The organism is Vibrio sp. AK197, from assembly GCF_053903115.1.
Map to the genome: position 1 here is coordinate 740,424 of NZ_CP096429.1, position 17,851 is coordinate 758,274.

15 protein-coding genes are annotated in these 17,851 nt (G+C 45.2%); 12 read left to right on the top strand and 3 right to left on the bottom strand.

From position 1 onward, the window contains the following. Nucleotides 1-328: 328 nt before the first annotated feature. Nucleotides 329-2,755: a beta-glucosidase gene (locus M1D72_RS03335; protein WP_456295568.1), complete on the top strand. Its 2,427-nt coding sequence runs from the start codon at nt 329-331 to the stop codon at nt 2,753-2,755. A gap of 456 nt (nt 2,756-3,211) precedes the next feature. Continuing rightward, nucleotides 3,212-4,009, top strand: coding sequence for a hypothetical protein (locus M1D72_RS03340; RefSeq protein WP_456295569.1), 798 nt, complete (start codon nt 3,212-3,214; stop codon nt 4,007-4,009). A 71-nt stretch (nt 4,010-4,080) separates the two neighbouring features. Here the strand turns inward: M1D72_RS03340 and M1D72_RS03345 are convergent, their stop codons facing one another. Next, on the bottom strand, nt 4,081-5,214 hold the full coding sequence (locus M1D72_RS03345) for an acyl-CoA desaturase (protein ID WP_456295570.1): 1,134 nt from the start codon (nt 5,212-5,214) through the stop codon (nt 4,081-4,083). Between the two features lie 161 nt (nt 5,215-5,375). Between M1D72_RS03345 and M1D72_RS03350 the strand changes: the two genes are divergently transcribed. The 5 genes from M1D72_RS03350 (at nt 5,376) to glpK (ending at nt 13,080) form a co-directional block, all read left to right on the top strand. Further along, nucleotides 5,376-5,936, top strand: a complete 561-nt coding sequence (locus M1D72_RS03350; RefSeq protein WP_456295571.1) for an N-acetyltransferase family protein — start codon at nt 5,376-5,378, stop codon at nt 5,934-5,936. Nucleotides 5,937-6,037: 101 nt separating this feature from the next. After that, complete coding sequence (locus M1D72_RS03355) at nt 6,038-7,144, top strand: efflux RND transporter periplasmic adaptor subunit (protein ID WP_456295572.1); 1,107 nt, start codon at nt 6,038-6,040, stop codon at nt 7,142-7,144. Nucleotides 7,145-7,150: 6 nt separating this feature from the next. Beyond that, complete coding sequence (locus M1D72_RS03360) at nt 7,151-10,303, top strand: efflux RND transporter permease subunit (RefSeq protein WP_456295573.1); 3,153 nt, start codon at nt 7,151-7,153, stop codon at nt 10,301-10,303. A 361-nt stretch (nt 10,304-10,664) separates the two neighbouring features. After that, entirely contained in the window at nt 10,665-11,519 is an 855-nt protein-coding gene (locus M1D72_RS03365) for an MIP/aquaporin family protein (protein WP_390195252.1), read from the top strand. 46 nt (nt 11,520-11,565) lie between these two features. Next, nucleotides 11,566-13,080 carry a glycerol kinase GlpK gene (gene glpK / locus M1D72_RS03370; RefSeq protein WP_456295574.1) on the top strand — a complete coding sequence of 505 codons (1,515 nt, stop codon included), beginning with the start codon at nt 11,566-11,568 and terminating at the stop codon, nt 13,078-13,080. Between the two features lie 66 nt (nt 13,081-13,146). Here glpK and M1D72_RS03375 read toward each other — a convergent pair whose 3' ends face one another. Together M1D72_RS03375 and M1D72_RS03380 are read right to left on the bottom strand one after the other, a co-directional pair. Then, nucleotides 13,147-13,404: a YgjV family protein gene (locus M1D72_RS03375; RefSeq protein WP_390195256.1), complete on the bottom strand. Its 258-nt coding sequence runs from the start codon at nt 13,402-13,404 to the stop codon at nt 13,147-13,149. Between the two features lie 277 nt (nt 13,405-13,681). Continuing rightward, nucleotides 13,682-13,999, bottom strand: coding sequence for a DUF496 family protein (locus M1D72_RS03380; RefSeq protein WP_390195259.1), 318 nt, complete (start codon nt 13,997-13,999; stop codon nt 13,682-13,684). A 188-nt stretch (nt 14,000-14,187) separates the two neighbouring features. On the opposite strand from M1D72_RS03380, the gene M1D72_RS03385 reads away from it, so the two are divergent. The 5 genes from M1D72_RS03385 (at nt 14,188) to M1D72_RS03405 (ending at nt 17,847) form a co-directional block, all read left to right on the top strand. Continuing rightward, nucleotides 14,188-14,385 (top strand): hypothetical protein, encoded by a 198-nt coding sequence (locus M1D72_RS03385; RefSeq protein WP_390195262.1) that lies wholly within the window; start codon nt 14,188-14,190, stop codon nt 14,383-14,385. A 28-nt stretch (nt 14,386-14,413) separates the two neighbouring features. Beyond that, complete coding sequence (locus M1D72_RS03390) at nt 14,414-15,067, top strand: YceH family protein (RefSeq protein WP_456295575.1); 654 nt, start codon at nt 14,414-14,416, stop codon at nt 15,065-15,067. Next, nucleotides 15,067-15,357 (top strand): GIY-YIG nuclease family protein, encoded by a 291-nt coding sequence (locus M1D72_RS03395; protein ID WP_456295576.1) that lies wholly within the window; start codon nt 15,067-15,069, stop codon nt 15,355-15,357. The genes M1D72_RS03390 and M1D72_RS03395 overlap by 1 nt, the downstream gene beginning before the upstream one ends. Nucleotides 15,358-15,437: 80 nt before the next feature. Next, nucleotides 15,438-16,589, top strand: coding sequence for a conjugal transfer protein TraF (locus M1D72_RS03400; RefSeq protein ID WP_456295577.1), 1,152 nt, complete (start codon nt 15,438-15,440; stop codon nt 16,587-16,589). Between the two features lie 166 nt (nt 16,590-16,755). Next, entirely contained in the window at nt 16,756-17,847 is a 1,092-nt protein-coding gene (locus tag M1D72_RS03405) for a substrate-binding domain-containing protein (RefSeq protein WP_390195271.1), read from the top strand. Nucleotides 17,848-17,851 lie beyond the last annotated feature (4 nt).

Here is a 17,851-nt window from a genome sequence, read left to right on the forward strand (position 1 = left end):
ATTAGCCACTACGCGGTTTGATATATTTCTCATCGTTATATTATTCATTTTTTGTTTGATGATAATAATCAAGTCTAGCTAGGTTTGTGATTCGTTTCACGCTTGCATTTTTCTGACATTATCCTGATAAATATCATTCTAAAGTTTTATTTTTGATTACAGTCACAAATGAATATTACTGCTACCAAGAGTTAAAATATCGCAACGGTGAGGTAAGAATAGATTTATTTTGACTATTAAAGTTAATGCGGTGCCAATGGACATACCTTCTGTCGATATTTTTATTATGTCTTTGGTTTATAGGGGTTAATAAATAAAGGAAACGAACATGAAAACGAAGCATTTTAAGTTCAACCCTATCATGCTTGCATTAGCTATCTCGGTTACGGTCGTTGGTTGTAACGACGATGATGATTCAACGAATCCTGATCCTCAGCCGCCATCTAACGGAGAAACCACCAATTATCGTGCTCAGGCCGAGCAGATGGTGGCGCAACTGTCAGTCAGTGAAAAGTTGGATATCGTCACTGGCCCAGGAATGAATAACCCAGAAGGCGCGGTGAATTTATTGCAAGATGTACCTGGGGTGGCGGGTTACATTAATGGTGTCGTCAATGATGATGTAAATATTCCTGCCACCAAGTTAAGTGACGGCCCTGCTGGGCTAAGGATCGAACCAACCCGTGATGGTGACGATAATACCTATTATGCGACTGCTTGGCCGATCGGTTCGGTTCTCGCCTCTTCATGGAATAAAGAACTGGTTGAGCAAGTGGGTGAAGGGCAAGGCAATGAAGCCCTTGAGTATGGGGTCGATGTCATTCTTGCACCAGGCATGAATATTCAGCGTAACCCTCTAAACGGTCGAAACTTTGAATACTATTCAGAGGATCCGGTACTCAGTGGGCGAATGAGTGCAGCGATGGTCGAGGGGATGCAGTCCCAAGGTGTGGGGGCAACCATCAAGCACTTTGTGGCCAACGCCTCAGAAACCGACCGTTACTATGTCGATGATATCGTTGAGCCTCGTGCCTTGCGCGAAATTTACCTTAGAGGGTTTCAGATTTCTGCGGATGAAGCCGAACCGATGGCTATCATGACGTCTTATAACCTAGTGAACGGAACGTATGTTAATCAGCGTGAAGATGCCTTGATAGATATCGTTCGCAACGAATGGGGCTTTGATGGCATAGTCATGTCAGACTGGTTTGCTGGTAATATCATGCAGATAAATGATGCAATCCCTGTTGACCCAGATTCCGCATTGAAGCAGCAAATCGCGGGAAACAATTTGATTCAACCTGGAAACAACAAAGAGAGTCTACAGCAAGCTTATGATGCAGGAGAACTTACCGATGAGGTGCTCGATCGCAACGTTGTAGAGATCCTAACTCAAGTACAGAAAATGCCGACGTATCGTGGCTATGACTATTCGAATCAACCTGATTTAGATACTCACGCCACGCTTGCCCGCCAAGCAGCAGCAGAAGGAACCATTTTGTTGAAAAACAATGACGCTGCGCTGCCGATTACTTCGGGGACCTCACTGGCAACCTTTGGTGTCAATCAAGTCAATTTTTACAAAGGTGGAACAGGCAGCGGTGATGTCAACGCTGCGTATACCGTCAACTTGATTGAAGGGCTTGAGCAAACATACCAAATCAATAGCGCGTTGACTGAGTATTACGAAAATTACTTTGTCGAAAATCGCGTGGAGGTCGGCAATTTACTTGGCACCAACTACGAGTGTGAAGACGCACCAGTGACCAATAATCCAGAACTGCAGGCGTTAGTGTCGCAAGCGGCGCAAGATAATGCAGCAGCAATTGTGACATTTGGACGTCAAGCGGGTGAGGGTGGGGACCGTTCACCTGAGCAAGGGGATTACCGCTTAAGTACTCAGGAACTTGACATGTTGACGCAAGTGGCTGATGCGTTTCATGCGCAAGATAAGAAAGTTATCGTGGTACTCAACGTCAACGGCATTATTGATACCAGTGATTGGGCGGACTTAGCCGATGCGATTTTATTGCCGTATATGGGGGGGCAAGAAGCAGGAAATGCCGTTGCGGATGTGGTCAGCGGTGCGGTGAACCCAAGCGGTAAATTGGCGCAAACGATTCCAAAAGCGTACAGCGATGTTCCCTCATCAGAAACCTTCAGCGGGCTTGATACCAATGATGATGGTGTGATCGATGAAACGCATATGAATGAAGGTATTTATGTCGGCTATCGTTACTACACGTCGTTTGACGTCGATGTGGCGTATCCGTTTGGGTATGGTTTATCTTACACCACCTTTGATTATGGTCAGCCAACGATTGTCGAAAATACGCTTTCTTCAGGGTCGGATGGTGCGATTTCTTTTACTGCAACCATCACCAATTCTGGCACCGTAGCAGGTAAAGAGGCCGCCCAACTGTACGTCAGCGCGCCAGAAGTGAAATTAATGAAACCGACTATCGAGCTTAAAGATTTTGCTAAAACCGATGAGTTGGCTCCGGGCGCATCACAATCATTGAGCTTTAACGTACCGGCGAGTGTATTGGCAAGTTTTGATCCAGAGAACAACCAATGGATCGTTGAGCCAGGCACTTATTCGGTGTATGTCGCACCATCGTCTGATATCACCGATGTCGCGCCGATTACGTTTAGTGTAGCGAGTGAAATTGTCGTCAGTGATACGACGCCTGGTGCGTTTGCATTACCTGAAGGGGTTGAAGCGAGCTCTTTTGTCACTGTCCCAGAACAGTAATCACCTATCCGATGGACGTATGAAAGGCGTTTGCCGCTCTAACGCGATATTCATTGAGCGTACCCCCTAGAGCACAGCCGTGCTTGCATCGTGCATGGGTAAGCCTAAGTCCGATTGGCCTTGGGCTTTTTTATTTAATTAAGACTAATATCAGCGTTTAAAGCGCAGCGGTTTATTATGTACGCCTAAGTGACTGATATCTCTTTTCTAATTTCTAGGATTATCAAAATGTGATGTAACGCTCGGTAAATTTATTCATTGGTATTGGCATTGGCGCTGGTATGCACCAAAACTACGATTTGGTTTCATATATAGCGCCAAAAAAGTGCACATAGCTCACAAAAAGGCGTGTTTTTGTGAAGCTGAGATGTTCTTTTCTCAATAAATCAACTGCTTAAATAAGTGGCATATATTGTGCTGTATGCATAGGTAGGTGGGTATAGAGGAGAGAATGTTATGGATGCATTCAACTATCATTCGTTTAATCATTTGGTGGGTGATGTTTCGGCATTACTGTATACAAGCAGCAAACACGACATCATGAAGTACCAAGGTTCGATCAACCAATTAACGCAGGCGATCGAATATGTACGTCATCATCGTGCTTTAACGCATGCAGCATTAAGTGGTGAGGCATACAGTCGTAAGGCGCTGAACCATTTGCAAGGCAACCTCAAACGTAGCGCAGAAGATATCGTCAAAAACCGAGTCATCGGTAAAAAGGTTGACCGTATCGCGATAAAAAACCACATGCTTCATCTTGTTGATTCCATCGGTGAGCTTTCACTTCCTAAGAGTTTGGTGGTGCATGGCAAAGTCATCCGTGAAATGATTTTCCAAATTGATGAGCAGATGTTAACCGCAATGACCAAAGCCAATAAGTTAAATATGGCGGGGGACTATAACGATCAGTGGCAAAGTGTAATGAGCGCTGTTGAAGCGCTTACCCAATATCGCTTGTCGATTGTCGCTATGCACCTTGATCCGCGTGATGATATGTTGGTTAATCGCGCTAAGCTATTGCACAAAAAAATGGTCAAAGTCAGCTCATGCTACCAAGGATATCACCGCAAATTGGAAGAGTGCATGATTGAACTCGAGCATTACACCAAAATTGAAAATATGGGGAGCAGCGTCGAATTTCAGCAGCATCTCTATGGTCTGTGCTCTGAAATCTCCGCGTCCTTGATTGAAGTCTATAAGCAAATTACCGATCACACATGTACCAAGGTATTTAATGCATGTGTGGATTAAAACGTTGAACAACGAATAACAATGTCAGTGCTAAAAAATTAAGCCCCGCTAATCAGCGGGGCTTTTCTGTCTCAGGCAATACGCGTTGTCATGAGATGCCAATTGCGTCTTTGCTGTTTTAACTCTTGCTTGAGCTGCGTATATTTCATTTGTAACAGCGAGTGCTCGTACTGTTTCATGACGGTATCGTATTTACTTTCCAGTAGCTGCTTTTGTGTTTGATAGTAGTCATTTAACGTTTGGGTTAGACGCTCAAACTCTTGGGCAAGCTTTGCACTGTGTTCTTGCTGGGTTGGATCGGCACTTAATCGCGTCTGGGCATAGTGAAGCTTGGCCTTGGCTTTCGCCAGTTCAATCCGCAAATCAGAAACGCTTCTTAGCTTTGTCGTTAACCCCACCCATGAACAACTTTTAATCAACCATTTGGTTGGATCGTATTGCCACCAACGAACGCCGTTACGATAATCGTTTTCGAAGATGTGATGGAAATTGTGGTAACCCTCACCGAAAGTAAACACGGCAAGTACGGCGTTATCACGGGCGCTGTTTTTTGTTGTATAGGGTTGTGACCCCCAAACATGGGCCAACGAATTGATAAAGAATGTCGAGTGATGGCTGAGACATAAACGCAGAACGCCCACAACCAGTAACATCCCCCAAATATCTTGATAAATAATGCCCAGTAATAGCGGTATACCAATATTGGTAAGTAGCACCAGTGGTAGATAGTATTTATGTTGCCACATCACAACCTTATCTTTTTGTAGATCTCGACAATTGGTGTAATCAATATGTTGATTGGTCGCGTATTCTCTTAGCATCCACCCAATATGGGAAAACCAAAAACCACGTCCGGCTGAATAGGGATCTTTATCATTATTATCGACGTGCTTATGATGCACGCGGTGATCAGAGCTCCAGTGCAGCGCACTATTTTGTAAGGCAAAAGCCCCACCTAAAGCGAAGATAACCTTGAGTGCCGAATGGGCTTCATAGGTTTTGTGTGACCACAAGCGATGATATCCGGCCGTGATCGAGAGATTACAAAAGCTAAAAGTAATGAGTAACCAAACCCAGTGTTTCGCATCGATGCCATATTGGTATGCGTACCAAGGTACGACACCACAGCTGATTGCAAACAACAGAGTAAACAGTATCACGTTTTGCCAAATTATCGGCGGCTTAGTGTTGGTCGAAGTCGTCATAAAAGTTAATTTTGGGCTTACAAGTGTGCGCTAGAATATCAGTGCTTATCACTAAGTCAAATGAATATAGTGATAAACACTAAGTTTGTTTGGCTTTTGCTTAACAAATGAATAGTATGAATAAGCAAGTTATCCTTACAGGAAGTAATAAGGAACTAAGAATGGAAATAAATGTAGCCGAATATAACGATTTTGAAGCCATCGCCCAGTTGCATACTCGAAGCTGGCAGAAATATTACAAGGGCATACTTAAGCAACACTATCTCGATGATGAGATTCTCTCTGAACGCCGAGCAATTTGGCAGACGCGTCTTACTAATCCCCCATTTAATCAACATATACTTAAGCTCGAAGATAACGGCAAATTGTGTGGTTTTGTCTGTGTGTTTGGCAATCATGACTTTTTACGTGGCAGCATGGTGGATGCGCTTCACGTTGATCCTGATTATCAACATCAAGGCATCGCTACAACATTACTTACGGCCATGGCGGAATGGCTGGAACATTTTTTTAAAGATTCAGGCGTTTATCTCGAAGTGTTGGCGAAGAACCAGCAAGCCATCGAATTTTATGAGCATATTGGTGGAGAGTTCTCCCAGTCACGTCAATGGACAGCACCATGTGGTTCGGTTGTCGAAGAACTGATTTACGCTTGGAAGTCGCCGTGTTTTCTGATGCAAAAGTTGGGTCTACATGATTCTTTATCATTAGAAACACCTTGATACAAAGAACAAATCCGGATTGACACTGTCCGGACATTCCTCCGCAAGCCGTTATTTAGATTGAGCATCCTTTAAAGCCTTACTTTAATAGCGGGTATTTTATGAACGCCAGACTTGCTGCCGTTACTCTGTCGAGCGTGCTTGTGCTCACAGGGTGCGGTGAACAGCGCACCATGTCACCTTCTGCTTCGCCAGTTGTCACTGTGAGCACTGCTCAAACCTCAACCTATGCCTTTCAAAAAGCCTATACCGGCCGCATTCAAGCCGTTGAAGACACCGATATTAGTGCCCAGGTAACCGGTTATTTGACCGAACGTCATTTTAAAGAAGGGCAAATCGTAGAAGCGGGTCAGCGGCTTTACTCCATTGAGCCGTCAGCGTTTGAAGCACAAGTTGCCAGCGCGGAAGCGGCGGTTGCGCAAGCAAATGCAGCGTTAAAGAAAGCTGAGCTCGATCACCAGCGCGGAAAGCGACTTCTTCCTCAAGGCAGTATTTCACAAGCCGAATTTGATGCGCTCTCTGCGTCATTGCTGAGTGCGCAAGCTCAGGTAAAAGCCGCACAGTCACAACGAGATTTGGCAAAGACCCAGCTCTCATATACGCAAATAGTGGCGCCTATCAGTGGGCGTATCGGCGCCAGCAAAGCCAGTAAAGGGGACTTACTCTCCCCCAATATGGGCGTGTTGACGACAATCGTAAGTCTTGATCCTGTGCTTGCCGCCTTCAACATCAGCGAACGTGAGCGTTTGCAATTCAAGATTGAAGGCGAAACTCAAAGTGCGAATCGAAACACCACTGTTGAGCTCGAATTGGAAAACGGCCAACGTTATGCCGAAAAGGGCGATATTGAATTTGTTGATAACCGTATTTCCCTGACCACGGGTACGTTGGCCATGCGGGCGCGCTTTGCGAATCATCAGCATCATTTAATACCCGGTCAACATGCAAGGGTGATTATTAAACAAGCAGAGCCAAGTTCGGTACTGACAGTACCAGAAAAGGCAGTACAAAGGGACTTAGAAGGGAGTTTTGTTCTCGTCGTTGACTCCGATGGCAACGCGCATCGCCGTCTTGTATCTCTTGGGCCTATTTCACCACAGGGCATTATTGTCCGCAGCGGTATTAAGGCCGGCGAGCAGGTTATCACTGAGGGGCTTCAGCGTGTAAGAGATGGGATGCCTGTCACCATTCAGCCTAATCAGGAGTAGTCAGGTATGCTAAGTCGTTTCTTTATTCAGCGCCCCAAATTTGCCTTGGTCATTTCAATTATCTTGATGCTGGCTGGTGGCATTGCGCTTACACAGCTACCGGTAGCTGAGTACCCAAAAATTAGCCCACCTTCAGTGAGTGTTTCTGCATTTTACACAGGGGCAAGTGCCGAGGTTGTCGAGCAGGCGATTGCTGACCCAATAGAAACCGCGGTGAATGGGGTCGAAGGCATGATTTATATGTCTTCAAAAAGTGCTAATGATGGCTCTTATAGCTTAAATGTAACGTTTGATGTTGGCACCGATCCCGACATGGCACAAGTGAATGTGCAAAACCGCGTGGCGCAAATTGAAGCCAAGCTTCCTCAAGAGGTAAGAGCGGTTGGCGTCACGGTAAAAAAACGGTCGCCAGACATGCTTATGGTATTGAACTTTTATTCGCCTGAGGGGAAATACGATGACCGATTCTTGATCAACTACGTCAATCTCAATATTAAAGATCAATTGGCTCGCGTGAAGGGGATCAGTGAAGTGAATGTCATAGGGGGAGGGGAATACGCGATGCGTGTCTGGCTCGACCCTGAGAAAATGGCCAACCTTAAATTGACCACATCCGATGTGTATTCAGCGTTAGCAGAGCAGAACGTTCAAGTGGCTGCAGGGCGCGTTGGTTCTGCGCCTTTTCATACCGATTCACAAATGCAATTCAACCTAGTGACGAAAGGGCGTTTAGAAACGGTCAGTGAATTTGAGCATGTCGTTCTCAGAGCGAATTCAGATGGTTCAAGCGTGTATTTGAAAGACATTGCACGTGTCGAGTTAGGTAAAAAATTCTATGACGGAAATGGTCAGTTTCGAGGACAGGATGCGTCGATTGTCGCGCTTTCGTTACAATCGGATGCCAATGCACTCGAGAGTGGCCAAGCTGTGATGACCTTACTTGAGTCCCTAAGTCAGAATTTTCCACAAGGATTGAGTTATGAGACCAGTTATGACACGACGGTATTTGTGTCTGAATCCGTTAAAGGTGTCGTTAAGACACTGATTGAAGCCGTATTATTGGTTATTGCGGTGACGTATCTATTTTTAGGCAGTTTTCGTTCAACCTTAATCCCCGTGGTTGCCATTCCGGTTTCTTTGATTGGGACGTTTGCCATTATGTTGGCAGCTGGGTTTACCATCAACACCGTTACCCTATTTGGCTTAATCCTAGCGATAGGTATCGTTGTGGACGATGCGATTTTGGTCATCGAAAATGTTGATACAACCATGTCTAATCACCCAGACCTCACACCTCGGCAAGCGACCTTAAAGGCCATGAAAGAGGTTACCGGTCCGATAGTTACCTCGACTCTGGTCCTTTTGGCGGTGTTTATACCAGTCTCAATGCTACCCGGTATCACTGGCATCATGTATCGCCAATTTGCGTTGACCATTTGTATTTCAGTAATCATTTCGTCGGTGAATGCACTGACATTGTCTCCGGCACTGTGTTCGTTGGTATTAAAACGTGGCGGTGGCAATACAGCGGGTTGGTTTAACGCATTTAACCGAATGTTTGGTCGCTTGACGGAGCGCTATGGCACCTTGGCTGGTTTTTTAGTGAAGAAGGTTGTGGTTCTGGGCTGTGTGTTAGTCGTTTCAGTGGGCGCCATTGGTTATTTTGCAAAAACGACATCAACGGCATTTGTGCCCCAAGAGGACAAAGGCATTTTGCTAACCAATGTTCAGCTTCCGGATTCTGCCTCGCTGAATCGTACCGAAAACGTCACACAGCAATTAATGGCGTTAGTTGAACAAGAGCCAGGGGTTGATGGTGTGAGCGTGGCAAATGGCTTTGCGTTTATGACGGGCGCGGCAGCCTCGAATGGTGCATCGCTATTTATTAAGCTGCATGACTGGCAATACCGTCAGGCGCTTGAAGGTGATAATAGTGCCAATGCTATCGCGACGCGTATCAACCAGCGGGCCGCCGTCAGTTTACCCGAGGCGGTTGTCTTTACGATGGGACCGCCAGCGGTGCCAGGAATGGGAGCAGCTTCAGGATTTGAATTTGTATTAGAAGATACTTTAGGGCGAAGTCGCACCGAGCTTGCGGATGTGATGAACCAGTTAATTACAACGGCAAACCAGCAGCCTGAAATTGCAGCCAGTTTCAGTACCTTTAGAGCCAACGTTCCGCATTACTATCTGGATATTGATCGTGAGAAAGCTAAGCAGTTGGGTGTGTCATTGGGGGAAGTCTTCCAAACATTACAGGGTAACTTAGGCTCTATTTATGTTAATGATTTCTCCATGCTTGGTAAGAGCTACCGAGTGACTTTGCAAGCAGACGGTGAATACCGTCAAGGCATCGATGATCTTGAACGCTTTCATGTACGCTCACAAACGGGTGAGATGATTCCACTGAGTACCGTGGTGACTTACCAACAGGTCTTTGAGCCAGATGTTGCATGGCGTTACAACATGTATCGCAGTGCGGTGATTCAAGGTCAACCAGCGCCTGGCTATTCAAGTGGCGACGCGATTAATGCGATGGAGCGTGTGGCTGCGCAAGTACTCCCGCATGGCTATCAGTATGAGTGGACCGGGATGGCTTACCAAGAAATTCTTGCCGGTAACCAAGCCGTATATGCCTTTGCACTGGCGCTGATTTTTATCTACCTATTTTTGGTGGCGCAATATGAAAGTTGGAGTGTGCCTATCGCCATTATATTGGTGGTTCCGATTGCGACCCTAGGGTCTTATCTGGCGTTAAACCTGACAGGAACACCGCTCAACTTATACGCGCAAATAGGATTGGTGTTGTTGATTGCCTTGGCGGCGAAAAATGCCATTCTAATCGTTGAATTTGCCAAAAATCAGCGAGAAGAGAGTGAGCAAGATATTCAAACTGCCTCCATTCTCGGTGGTAAGCTGCGTTTTCGTGCCGTCAATATGACTTCGTGGTCGTTTATTCTTGGCATGATACCGCTGGTGGTGGCGTCAGGTGCTGGGCATATTAGTCAAAATTCATTGGGAATTGCTCTAATTGGTGGGCTACTGTGTGTACTCATCGCCGGAACCATGTTGATACCTGGGCTGTTTAACGTGGTTCAACACTGGCGAGAGAAAATCCATGGTGGGACAACAAAGTTACCGACACTACCCGATGATTAACAAAGTCCACCGTCTGATAAGCAGCTCTTAGAGCTGCTTTTTTTATATCCAACGTCCGTTAACCGAAATGCTAAACGCGCAGAAACGAACATTTTTACCAAAGCGAATAATCGGCATTCATTCTTAAGTTTATTTAACCTATTAATATTACGTTTGTTTTTATTCTTGGCTAAATATGTGTTAATTATAAATCACTGAAAAGCTGATTTGATTAACAAAAAGGTAACCATTTTATAAACAAAATGTGCTCGAACGCTCATTTATGCTCATGTTGAGTTTTCGTTAACGTAAATTTATGGAAAATCCAGTTTGAATAACAACAAAACATAATCCATTAACGTGAATACAAAGGACTTTGAACATGACGCGAACTAAAAGGCCAACATTACTTGGCGAGTGCATCGCTGAGTTTATAGGAACGGGACTACTGATCTTCTTTGGTGTCGGGTGTGTTGCTGCACTTGTGCTGACGGGAGCGCAATTTGGTCAGTGGGAAATCAGTATTATGTGGGGCTTTGGTGTCGCTATCGCGATTTATTGTACCGCTGGCGTTTCTGGGGCTCACATTAATCCAGCGGTAACCATTGCGCTTGCCACCTTTCACGGTTTTGATAAATCTAAAGTGTTACCTTACATCTTTTCTCAAGTGTTAGGTGCGTTTTGCTCAGCAGCGTTAATCTACGGACTATACAGTAACTTGTTTACCGAGTATGAAGTGACCCACAATATGCTACGCAGTAGCCCAGAGGCATTAGCAACGGCAGGTATTTTTTCTACTTACCCTAACGCTGCGCTTTCATTCTTTGGCGCTTTTGCAGTTGAATTTGTCATCACCGCAGTACTGATGTTTGCGATCTTAGCGCTGGGCGATGAAAACAATGGTGCACCAAGGGGCGCTATGAGCCCACTGTTGATCGGCATTTTAATTGCCGTTATTGGTGGTTCGTTGGGCCCATTAACTGGATTTGCAATGAATCCTGCTCGTGATTTCGGACCCAAGCTTTTTGCTTACTTAGCTGGCTGGGATTATGCCTTAACGGGCGCACGTGACATTCCATACTTTATAGTGCCGATTTTGGCGCCCATCTGCGGTGCGTGTTTTGGTGCTTGGGTTTATCCAAAATTTATCGGTGCATATTTGCCAACAGTGGGTACAGGATGCACCATTCCAAATCAGTGTGACGATAGCAACGAAAACCAAGAAGCACACGTTTAAGTTAAAGCCATACTTCAATTGACGATGAAAGAATAAGGAATACACCATGAGTGAACAGAAATATATTGTTGCTTTGGACCAAGGAACGACAAGCTCTAGAGCTGTAGTTCTTGACCATGATGCGAACATCATTAGTGTATCGCAGCGCGAATTCACTCAAATCTATCCGGATGATGGCTGGGTAGAACATGATCCAATGGAGATCTACGCAACGCAGAGCTCAACTCTCGTCGAAGCGCTGGGTAAAGCCGGAATTCGTAGTGATGAAGTAGCCGCGATAGGCATCACCAACCAACGTGAAACCACGGTGGTGTGGGATAAAGAAACCGGAAAGCCCATATACAATGCCATTGTTTGGCAATGTCGCCGTACTGCCGATATTTGTAAATCACTGAAAGATAAAGGTCTTGAAGATTACATTCGTGAAAATACTGGGTTAGTCCTCGACCCTTATTTCTCCGGAACCAAAGTGAAATGGATTCTGGATAATGTTGAAGGGGCGCGAGAAGCGGCCAATCAAGGTAAATTACTCTTTGGCACCATCGATACTTGGTTAGTCTGGAAAATGACTCAAGGGCGTGTGCATGTTACTGATTACACGAACGCATCGCGCACTATGCTGTTTAATATCAATACCTTTGAGTGGGACGAAAAAATGCTCAAAGCGCTAGATATTCCACTTAGCATGATGCCTGAAGTTCGTAAGTCATCTGAAGTATACGGTAAGACCAATATTGGTGGTAAGGGCGGGACACGTATTCCGATTGCGGGTATTGCCGGTGACCAACAAGCTGCGCTGTATGGACAGCTTTGTGTGACACCAGGCCAAGCCAAAAATACCTACGGTACTGGGTGTTTCTTGCTGATGAATACGGGTCAAGAGAAAGTCACTTCTCATAATGGATTGGTCACCACCATTGGGTGTGGGCCAAGCGGCGAGCCAGCTTACGTATTGGAAGGGTCGGTCTTTATGGGCGGAGCATCTGTGCAATGGTTACGTGATGAGCTGAAATTTGTCGACGATGCCCATGATACGGAATACTTTGCGACTAAGGTGGATACATCAAATGGCGTGTATGTTGTGCCTGCGTTTACTGGCCTTGGTGCGCCGTATTGGAATGCGTATGCACGCGGTACGGTTGTTGGGCTAACACGCGGCGTGAATGCCAACCATTTAATCCGCGCAACACTTGAAAGTATTGCTTATCAGACCCGTGACGTACTTGATGCGATGCAAGCAGACTCTGGAATCAAGTTGGAAGCACTGCGTGTCGATGGTGGCGCTGTGGCAAATAACTTTTTGATGCAGTTCCAAGCAGATGTCCTTGATACACAAGTGCTACGTCCTAAAGTCACTGAAGTCACCGCTCTCGGCGCGGCGTATTTAGCTGGGATGGCCGTCGGTTTCTGGGACAGCTTAGACGAGTTACAAAATAAAGCGGAACTTGACCGTACTTTCGTTCCTCATCATGACGAAGAGAAACGAAATCGTCGCTACCGTGGTTGGAAGCGTGCGGTGAAATGCGCGCAATACTGGGCGGAGTGTCAAGACGATGATTAATAACTAAATTACGCTAAACACAAAAAAGCCCCGAAAAATTTCGGGGCTTTTTATCGAGTTATTGGTTTAAGCGGCGCTGTTTTGCAGCTTGCTTTGCGCTTTTTTCTCTTGCTGCATTTTGGTTAGGAAGTACACGTTAACGCAGGCAATAAATCCGTTCGTTACCACGACTGGCCAAGCACCAATCATCAATCCGTAAGCTGCGAATAAGGCACAGCCAATAAAGTTGATGACACGCAACTTTTTAATGTCTTTCATTGTGAGCGAAAGTGCCACCATGATTGATGCAGCGTAACCGATCATTTCAACCATATTCATGTCCATAATTTGACCCTCTATCATTTGCGCACGTTATGTGCGTTACCAAACTTCTCATCGTGAGATTAGTGAGGAAGCTCCTTGCCTCGAATGGTCTAAATTAAGCAACGGCTGGCAATATATCAGTCCATGTATAGCGAGAAAAGCACAAATTAATGAAGGGAGAAGGTTAGCGATTACGCAATCGTTTAGCGACGAAATTTAATACTCGACAACCTATGGAAAGTGTATTGATCAAAAAAGCCCACAATAATGTGGGCTTTAAAATAGGAGGCTGGAATGCTTATTTTTTGGTCTGAACGTGCTGTTTTTCGGCTTCAGTCAGTTCGCGGATACGGCGTGAAATTTCACGGCGCTCTTTTGAAATTTCGGCACTCTTGATGATGTGATCATCAACGCGATCTTCGTAGTCTGATTTCATGTTTTTAATGATTTCTACGATTTCATCGTGTGACATATCAGTCTTGATGTAATCAAGTAAGTTGTCGAGTAGATCTACACGCTTGCGGTTGTCACGAACTTTCTTTTCGTTGTCTAGCAATTCACGTTTCAATTTGTTTTTGCGGCGTGCATTTGCCACGATTTCGAATACACCACTCATAGAGTTCTTGTCCTATTTTCTAACGTTAACTAACTCGATTAAAACACAACATTCCTTGGCTTTACAGTCTTAAAATCAATCATTACATACTGTTGACGCTTTTATAGCCAGACTGTGCTCAGGAAGTTGAGTCCTCGACAGATATAGGGATAATATTTGATTATTGAGGACTTTTTATTGATTTGAACATGCAACCTTCTCAAATCGTTGTTTCAAAAGCGCAGGAAGAACCTAGTGGTGACCCACAAAGTCAGCGACTTCGTCACGCTTATCAAAACGAACGCAAAAAGCTTGAACTAACTGAAGTAGAATTAAACCGTTCGAAAATTTTCATGATTGACCAAGATGGTAATATTAAACGGGTTTCGTTGCTGTCTGAGCATTAACTTCAGCAACACACGCTAAGGATACAAGATGAACATTGAATTAACGCCCATCGAAGCGAGAGTTATCGGCTGCCTACTTGAGAAAGAAGTGACCACGCCAGATTATTACCCATTAACACTCAATAGCTTAACATCCGCTTGCAATCAAAAGAGCAATCGCGATCCAGTGACAGAGTATGAAGATAGTGAAGTCCAACAAGCCGTGGATGGTTTAATTGCTCGCCGCCTTGTCAGCGATGAAAGCAGCTTTAATAGTCGAGTGAGTAAGTTTCAACACCGTTTCTGTAACACTGAATTTGGTGATTTAAAGCTAACGCCCCAGGAAAAAGCGATTGTATGTTGCTTATTATTGCGTGGTCCACAAACACCCGGTGAAATTCGTACCCGTACCAATCGCCTTGCTGAGTTTCATGATGTGAGAGAAGTTGAGCAAACTCTTGATAGCATGGCAGCGCGTGAAGATGGGGCTCTCGTGGTGAAGCTACCTCGAGTACCGGGCAAGCGAGAGTCTCGCTACCAACATCTTTTCTCGGGTGAGGTGGATGTAGAAAGCTTTGCACAAGCGCCAGTCAGTGCTTCGAGCGGAAGTGTGGAGCGCATCGAAGCGCTCGAACAAGAAGTAGAAAATTTGAAGCAGCAGTTGGCGGCGTTAAGCGAACGCGTTGAGCAGTTTTTAGATTAATGAGCGATATCGACCAAGTCTGGTTTATCTACCTAGTGCGCACTCATAAGGGTGCGCTTTATTGTGGAATCACTACTGATGTTCAACGACGTTTTAAGCAGCATCAGACAGGTAAGGGGGCAAAGGCACTCAGAGGAAAAGGTCCGCTTGAGTTGAGTTGGTATCAACAAGTGGATGGTGGACGCAGTTTAGCGTCCAAATTAGAGCTTCGACTTAAAAAACTGCCCAAGTTTAGTAAGGAAATGCTAATAAGCCATAAACTGAAACTTCAAGATGTGATTTCAGTATAAGAAGTTTAGTTCTTTTGTGTTAGTTATAAAAAACTGTATTAACCTTTTTTGTGGAAATAATAAAAAGGGTCTATTCAGCCATGAACAAACTAACAAAAATATCTTTAGCAGTGGCAGCAACACTACCGAGCCTCTCGGTAATGGCTGCATCGACCGTCGCTGACGCGCGCGGTAACGGGATGGGGAACACTGGCGTTACCACCGCCGATTTTCTCCTCGCGCCTTTCTACAACCCAGCGCTCACCGCTGTATCCCGGGATAACGACGACTTTGGTCTTTTATTGCCGGCTGTCGGGGCGAGTGTCAGGGACAGTGATGATACGTTAAGCACCTTAGATGATCTGCAAGATACGATCGATGCCTTTGAAAATTCAGGCAGTGTTGATCCCTCTGACGCAGCGACACTTAACGATTACTTAAATCAGCTCGAAGATGATTCCGCTTTGAATGCGAGTGTCGGCGCGGGTGTGGCGGTAGCCGTTCCTACTCGCATGCTGTCGGTCAACTTGTTTGCTCGTGGTTACGCTGAAATTATCGCGATTCCCAATATCACGGCTGACCTAGGCGATACCCCAATCAATGTGCGAACTCGTTACGAAAGCTCGTCAGTTCGAACCATTGCGTTTGGCTACGGTGAGTTTGGCGCAGCCATGGCCAAGCAATTTATGATTGCTGGGCAGCAATTCTCGTTCGGTGTAGCGCCGAAATACCAACAAATGAAAACCTACAAAGAAGATATTTCTGTTCAAGACTATGACATCGAAGATTTCGACCAAAGCGAAACGTCAAAGTCTGCGTTTAATATGGACTTGGGCGCAGTGTGGTTACTCGATGAATTCCGTGCGGGCCTGGCCGTCAAAGATTTATTCTCGCAAGAGATCGACACTATCGATAAGCAAAATCAGTATAAGTTAGATACTCAAGTGACGATATCTGGTGCGTACGTTAGTGAATTTTTCACCGCCACGCTTGATTGGGATCTAACCAAGCAAACTCGGTTCTCTGGCGTTGATGACGATACCCGCTTCTTGAGAGTTGGGGTGGAAGGAAACGCATGGGGTTGGGCGCAGTTGCGTGCGGGTTATCAAATTGATACCGAAGATACCTTAGATAACACGGTAACGGCTGGTATTGGTATTAGCCCTGCTGATGTGGTGAGCTTAGACGTTTCCGCTGCTTATGCCGGCGAGAATGAGTTTGGTGCTTCAGTGAATCTCGCTTTAACCTTCTAAATCATCGGTTAAAAACATTAGGTTGAGCATAATGTCGGGCTAGGCTTTGGGGTTATGCCGAATTTATGCTCAACCTATTAAAAAAAAAGATCTTTTTCTTTTATCGTACTCCTTCCCAAGCCATACTATTATTTATGTAAAGAACAAAAAAGGGCTTTAAACAGCAATGAAAATTTTGCTCGGAATAGTAACGCTTTGGTTGGTGCCGCTGCTGGCTTATTCAAGTGAACTGCTCAGTGGATACTGGCAGTATGATGAATATCTATCTACACACCCTAAGCAGAAGGCCTTAACAGAGCAGTTAGCCCAATTAGTTCGAGGAAATCCTGTCCGTCTCTCTTCTTCTCCCAAGCCGCCGATCTCCATTTCTGTTGTTTATCCAGGACAACAAATTTCAGACTACTGGGTGCGCAATATTAAAGCATTTGAAATGCGGCTAGAAAAGCTGGGGATCGCTTATGAAATTAACCAGGTATTTACACGCCCTAATATTGATTTCCGCCAGCAGAGTGTGTCCTTGCTTGATGCCATTCATAACAAAGCGGATTATTTAATTTTCACCTTGGATACCACGCGTCATCGCAAATTTATTGAACATGTTTTGAGTTCAACCGATACCAAACTTATTTTGCAAAACATTACTACCCCGGTGAGAGCATGGGATGGGCAGCAGCCATTTATGTATGTTGGTTTCGATCATATTAAAGGGACGCAAGTTTTAAGTCAGTATTACCTAGAACATGAACCGCCCGAGAGCCGCTATTCGGTTCTCTATTTTTCAGAAGGTTATGTCAGTGATGCGAGAGGAAATACCTTTATAGAAAGTATGTCGCATAAAAACGATTACAAGCTCGCTTCTGCCTACTATACCAAAGCGACTCGCCGCTCTGGTTATGAAACCGCACTACAAGCGGTTGAAAATGATCCAAACATTAATTTTATCTATGCCTGTTCTACCGATGTTGCATTAGGTGCTGCGGAAGCATTAAAAGAGCTCGGACGCCAAGATATTTTGCTCAATGGTTGGGGCGGTGGAACGGCTGAATTAGAGGCGATCGCAAATGGCGATTTGGGTGTAACCGTTATGCGTATGAATGATGATACGGGGATTGCGATGGCAGAGGCGATTAAGCTTGATATTGAAGGGAAAGAGGTTCCAACGGTATTTTCAGGCGACTTTGAATTGGTTACGTCTAGCGATGACCAACAAAAGCTTAATGCGTTAAAACAGCGGGCATTTAGGTACTCAGACAACTAAGCTT

Bases quoted from the DNA above. Each gene is read 5' to 3' on its own strand.
- M1D72_RS03375 (WP_390195256.1), bottom strand. From the start codon at position 13,404: ATGGACATGAATATGGTTGAAATGATCGGTTACGCTGCATCAATCATG.
- glpK (WP_456295574.1), top strand. From the start codon at position 11,566: ATGAGTGAACAGAAATATATTGTTGCTTTGGACCAAGGAACGACAAGC.
- M1D72_RS03380 (WP_390195259.1), bottom strand. From the start codon at position 13,999: ATGAGTGGTGTATTCGAAATCGTGGCAAATGCACGCCGCAAAAACAAA.
- M1D72_RS03355 (WP_456295572.1), top strand. From the start codon at position 6,038: ATGAACGCCAGACTTGCTGCCGTTACTCTGTCGAGCGTGCTTGTGCTC.
- M1D72_RS03350 (WP_456295571.1), top strand. From the start codon at position 5,376: ATGGAAATAAATGTAGCCGAATATAACGATTTTGAAGCCATCGCCCAG.
- M1D72_RS03395 (WP_456295576.1), top strand. From the start codon at position 15,067: ATGAGCGATATCGACCAAGTCTGGTTTATCTACCTAGTGCGCACTCAT.
- M1D72_RS03405 (WP_390195271.1), top strand. From the start codon at position 16,756: ATGAAAATTTTGCTCGGAATAGTAACGCTTTGGTTGGTGCCGCTGCTG.
- M1D72_RS03400 (WP_456295577.1), top strand. From the start codon at position 15,438: ATGAACAAACTAACAAAAATATCTTTAGCAGTGGCAGCAACACTACCG.
- M1D72_RS03340 (WP_456295569.1), top strand. From the start codon at position 3,212: ATGGATGCATTCAACTATCATTCGTTTAATCATTTGGTGGGTGATGTT.
- M1D72_RS03390 (WP_456295575.1), top strand. From the start codon at position 14,414: ATGAACATTGAATTAACGCCCATCGAAGCGAGAGTTATCGGCTGCCTA.
- M1D72_RS03385 (WP_390195262.1), top strand. From the start codon at position 14,188: ATGCAACCTTCTCAAATCGTTGTTTCAAAAGCGCAGGAAGAACCTAGT.
- M1D72_RS03345 (WP_456295570.1), bottom strand. From the start codon at position 5,214: ATGACGACTTCGACCAACACTAAGCCGCCGATAATTTGGCAAAACGTG.
- M1D72_RS03365 (WP_390195252.1), top strand. From the start codon at position 10,665: ATGACGCGAACTAAAAGGCCAACATTACTTGGCGAGTGCATCGCTGAG.
- M1D72_RS03335 (WP_456295568.1), top strand. From the start codon at position 329: ATGAAAACGAAGCATTTTAAGTTCAACCCTATCATGCTTGCATTAGCT.
- M1D72_RS03360 (WP_456295573.1), top strand. From the start codon at position 7,151: ATGCTAAGTCGTTTCTTTATTCAGCGCCCCAAATTTGCCTTGGTCATT.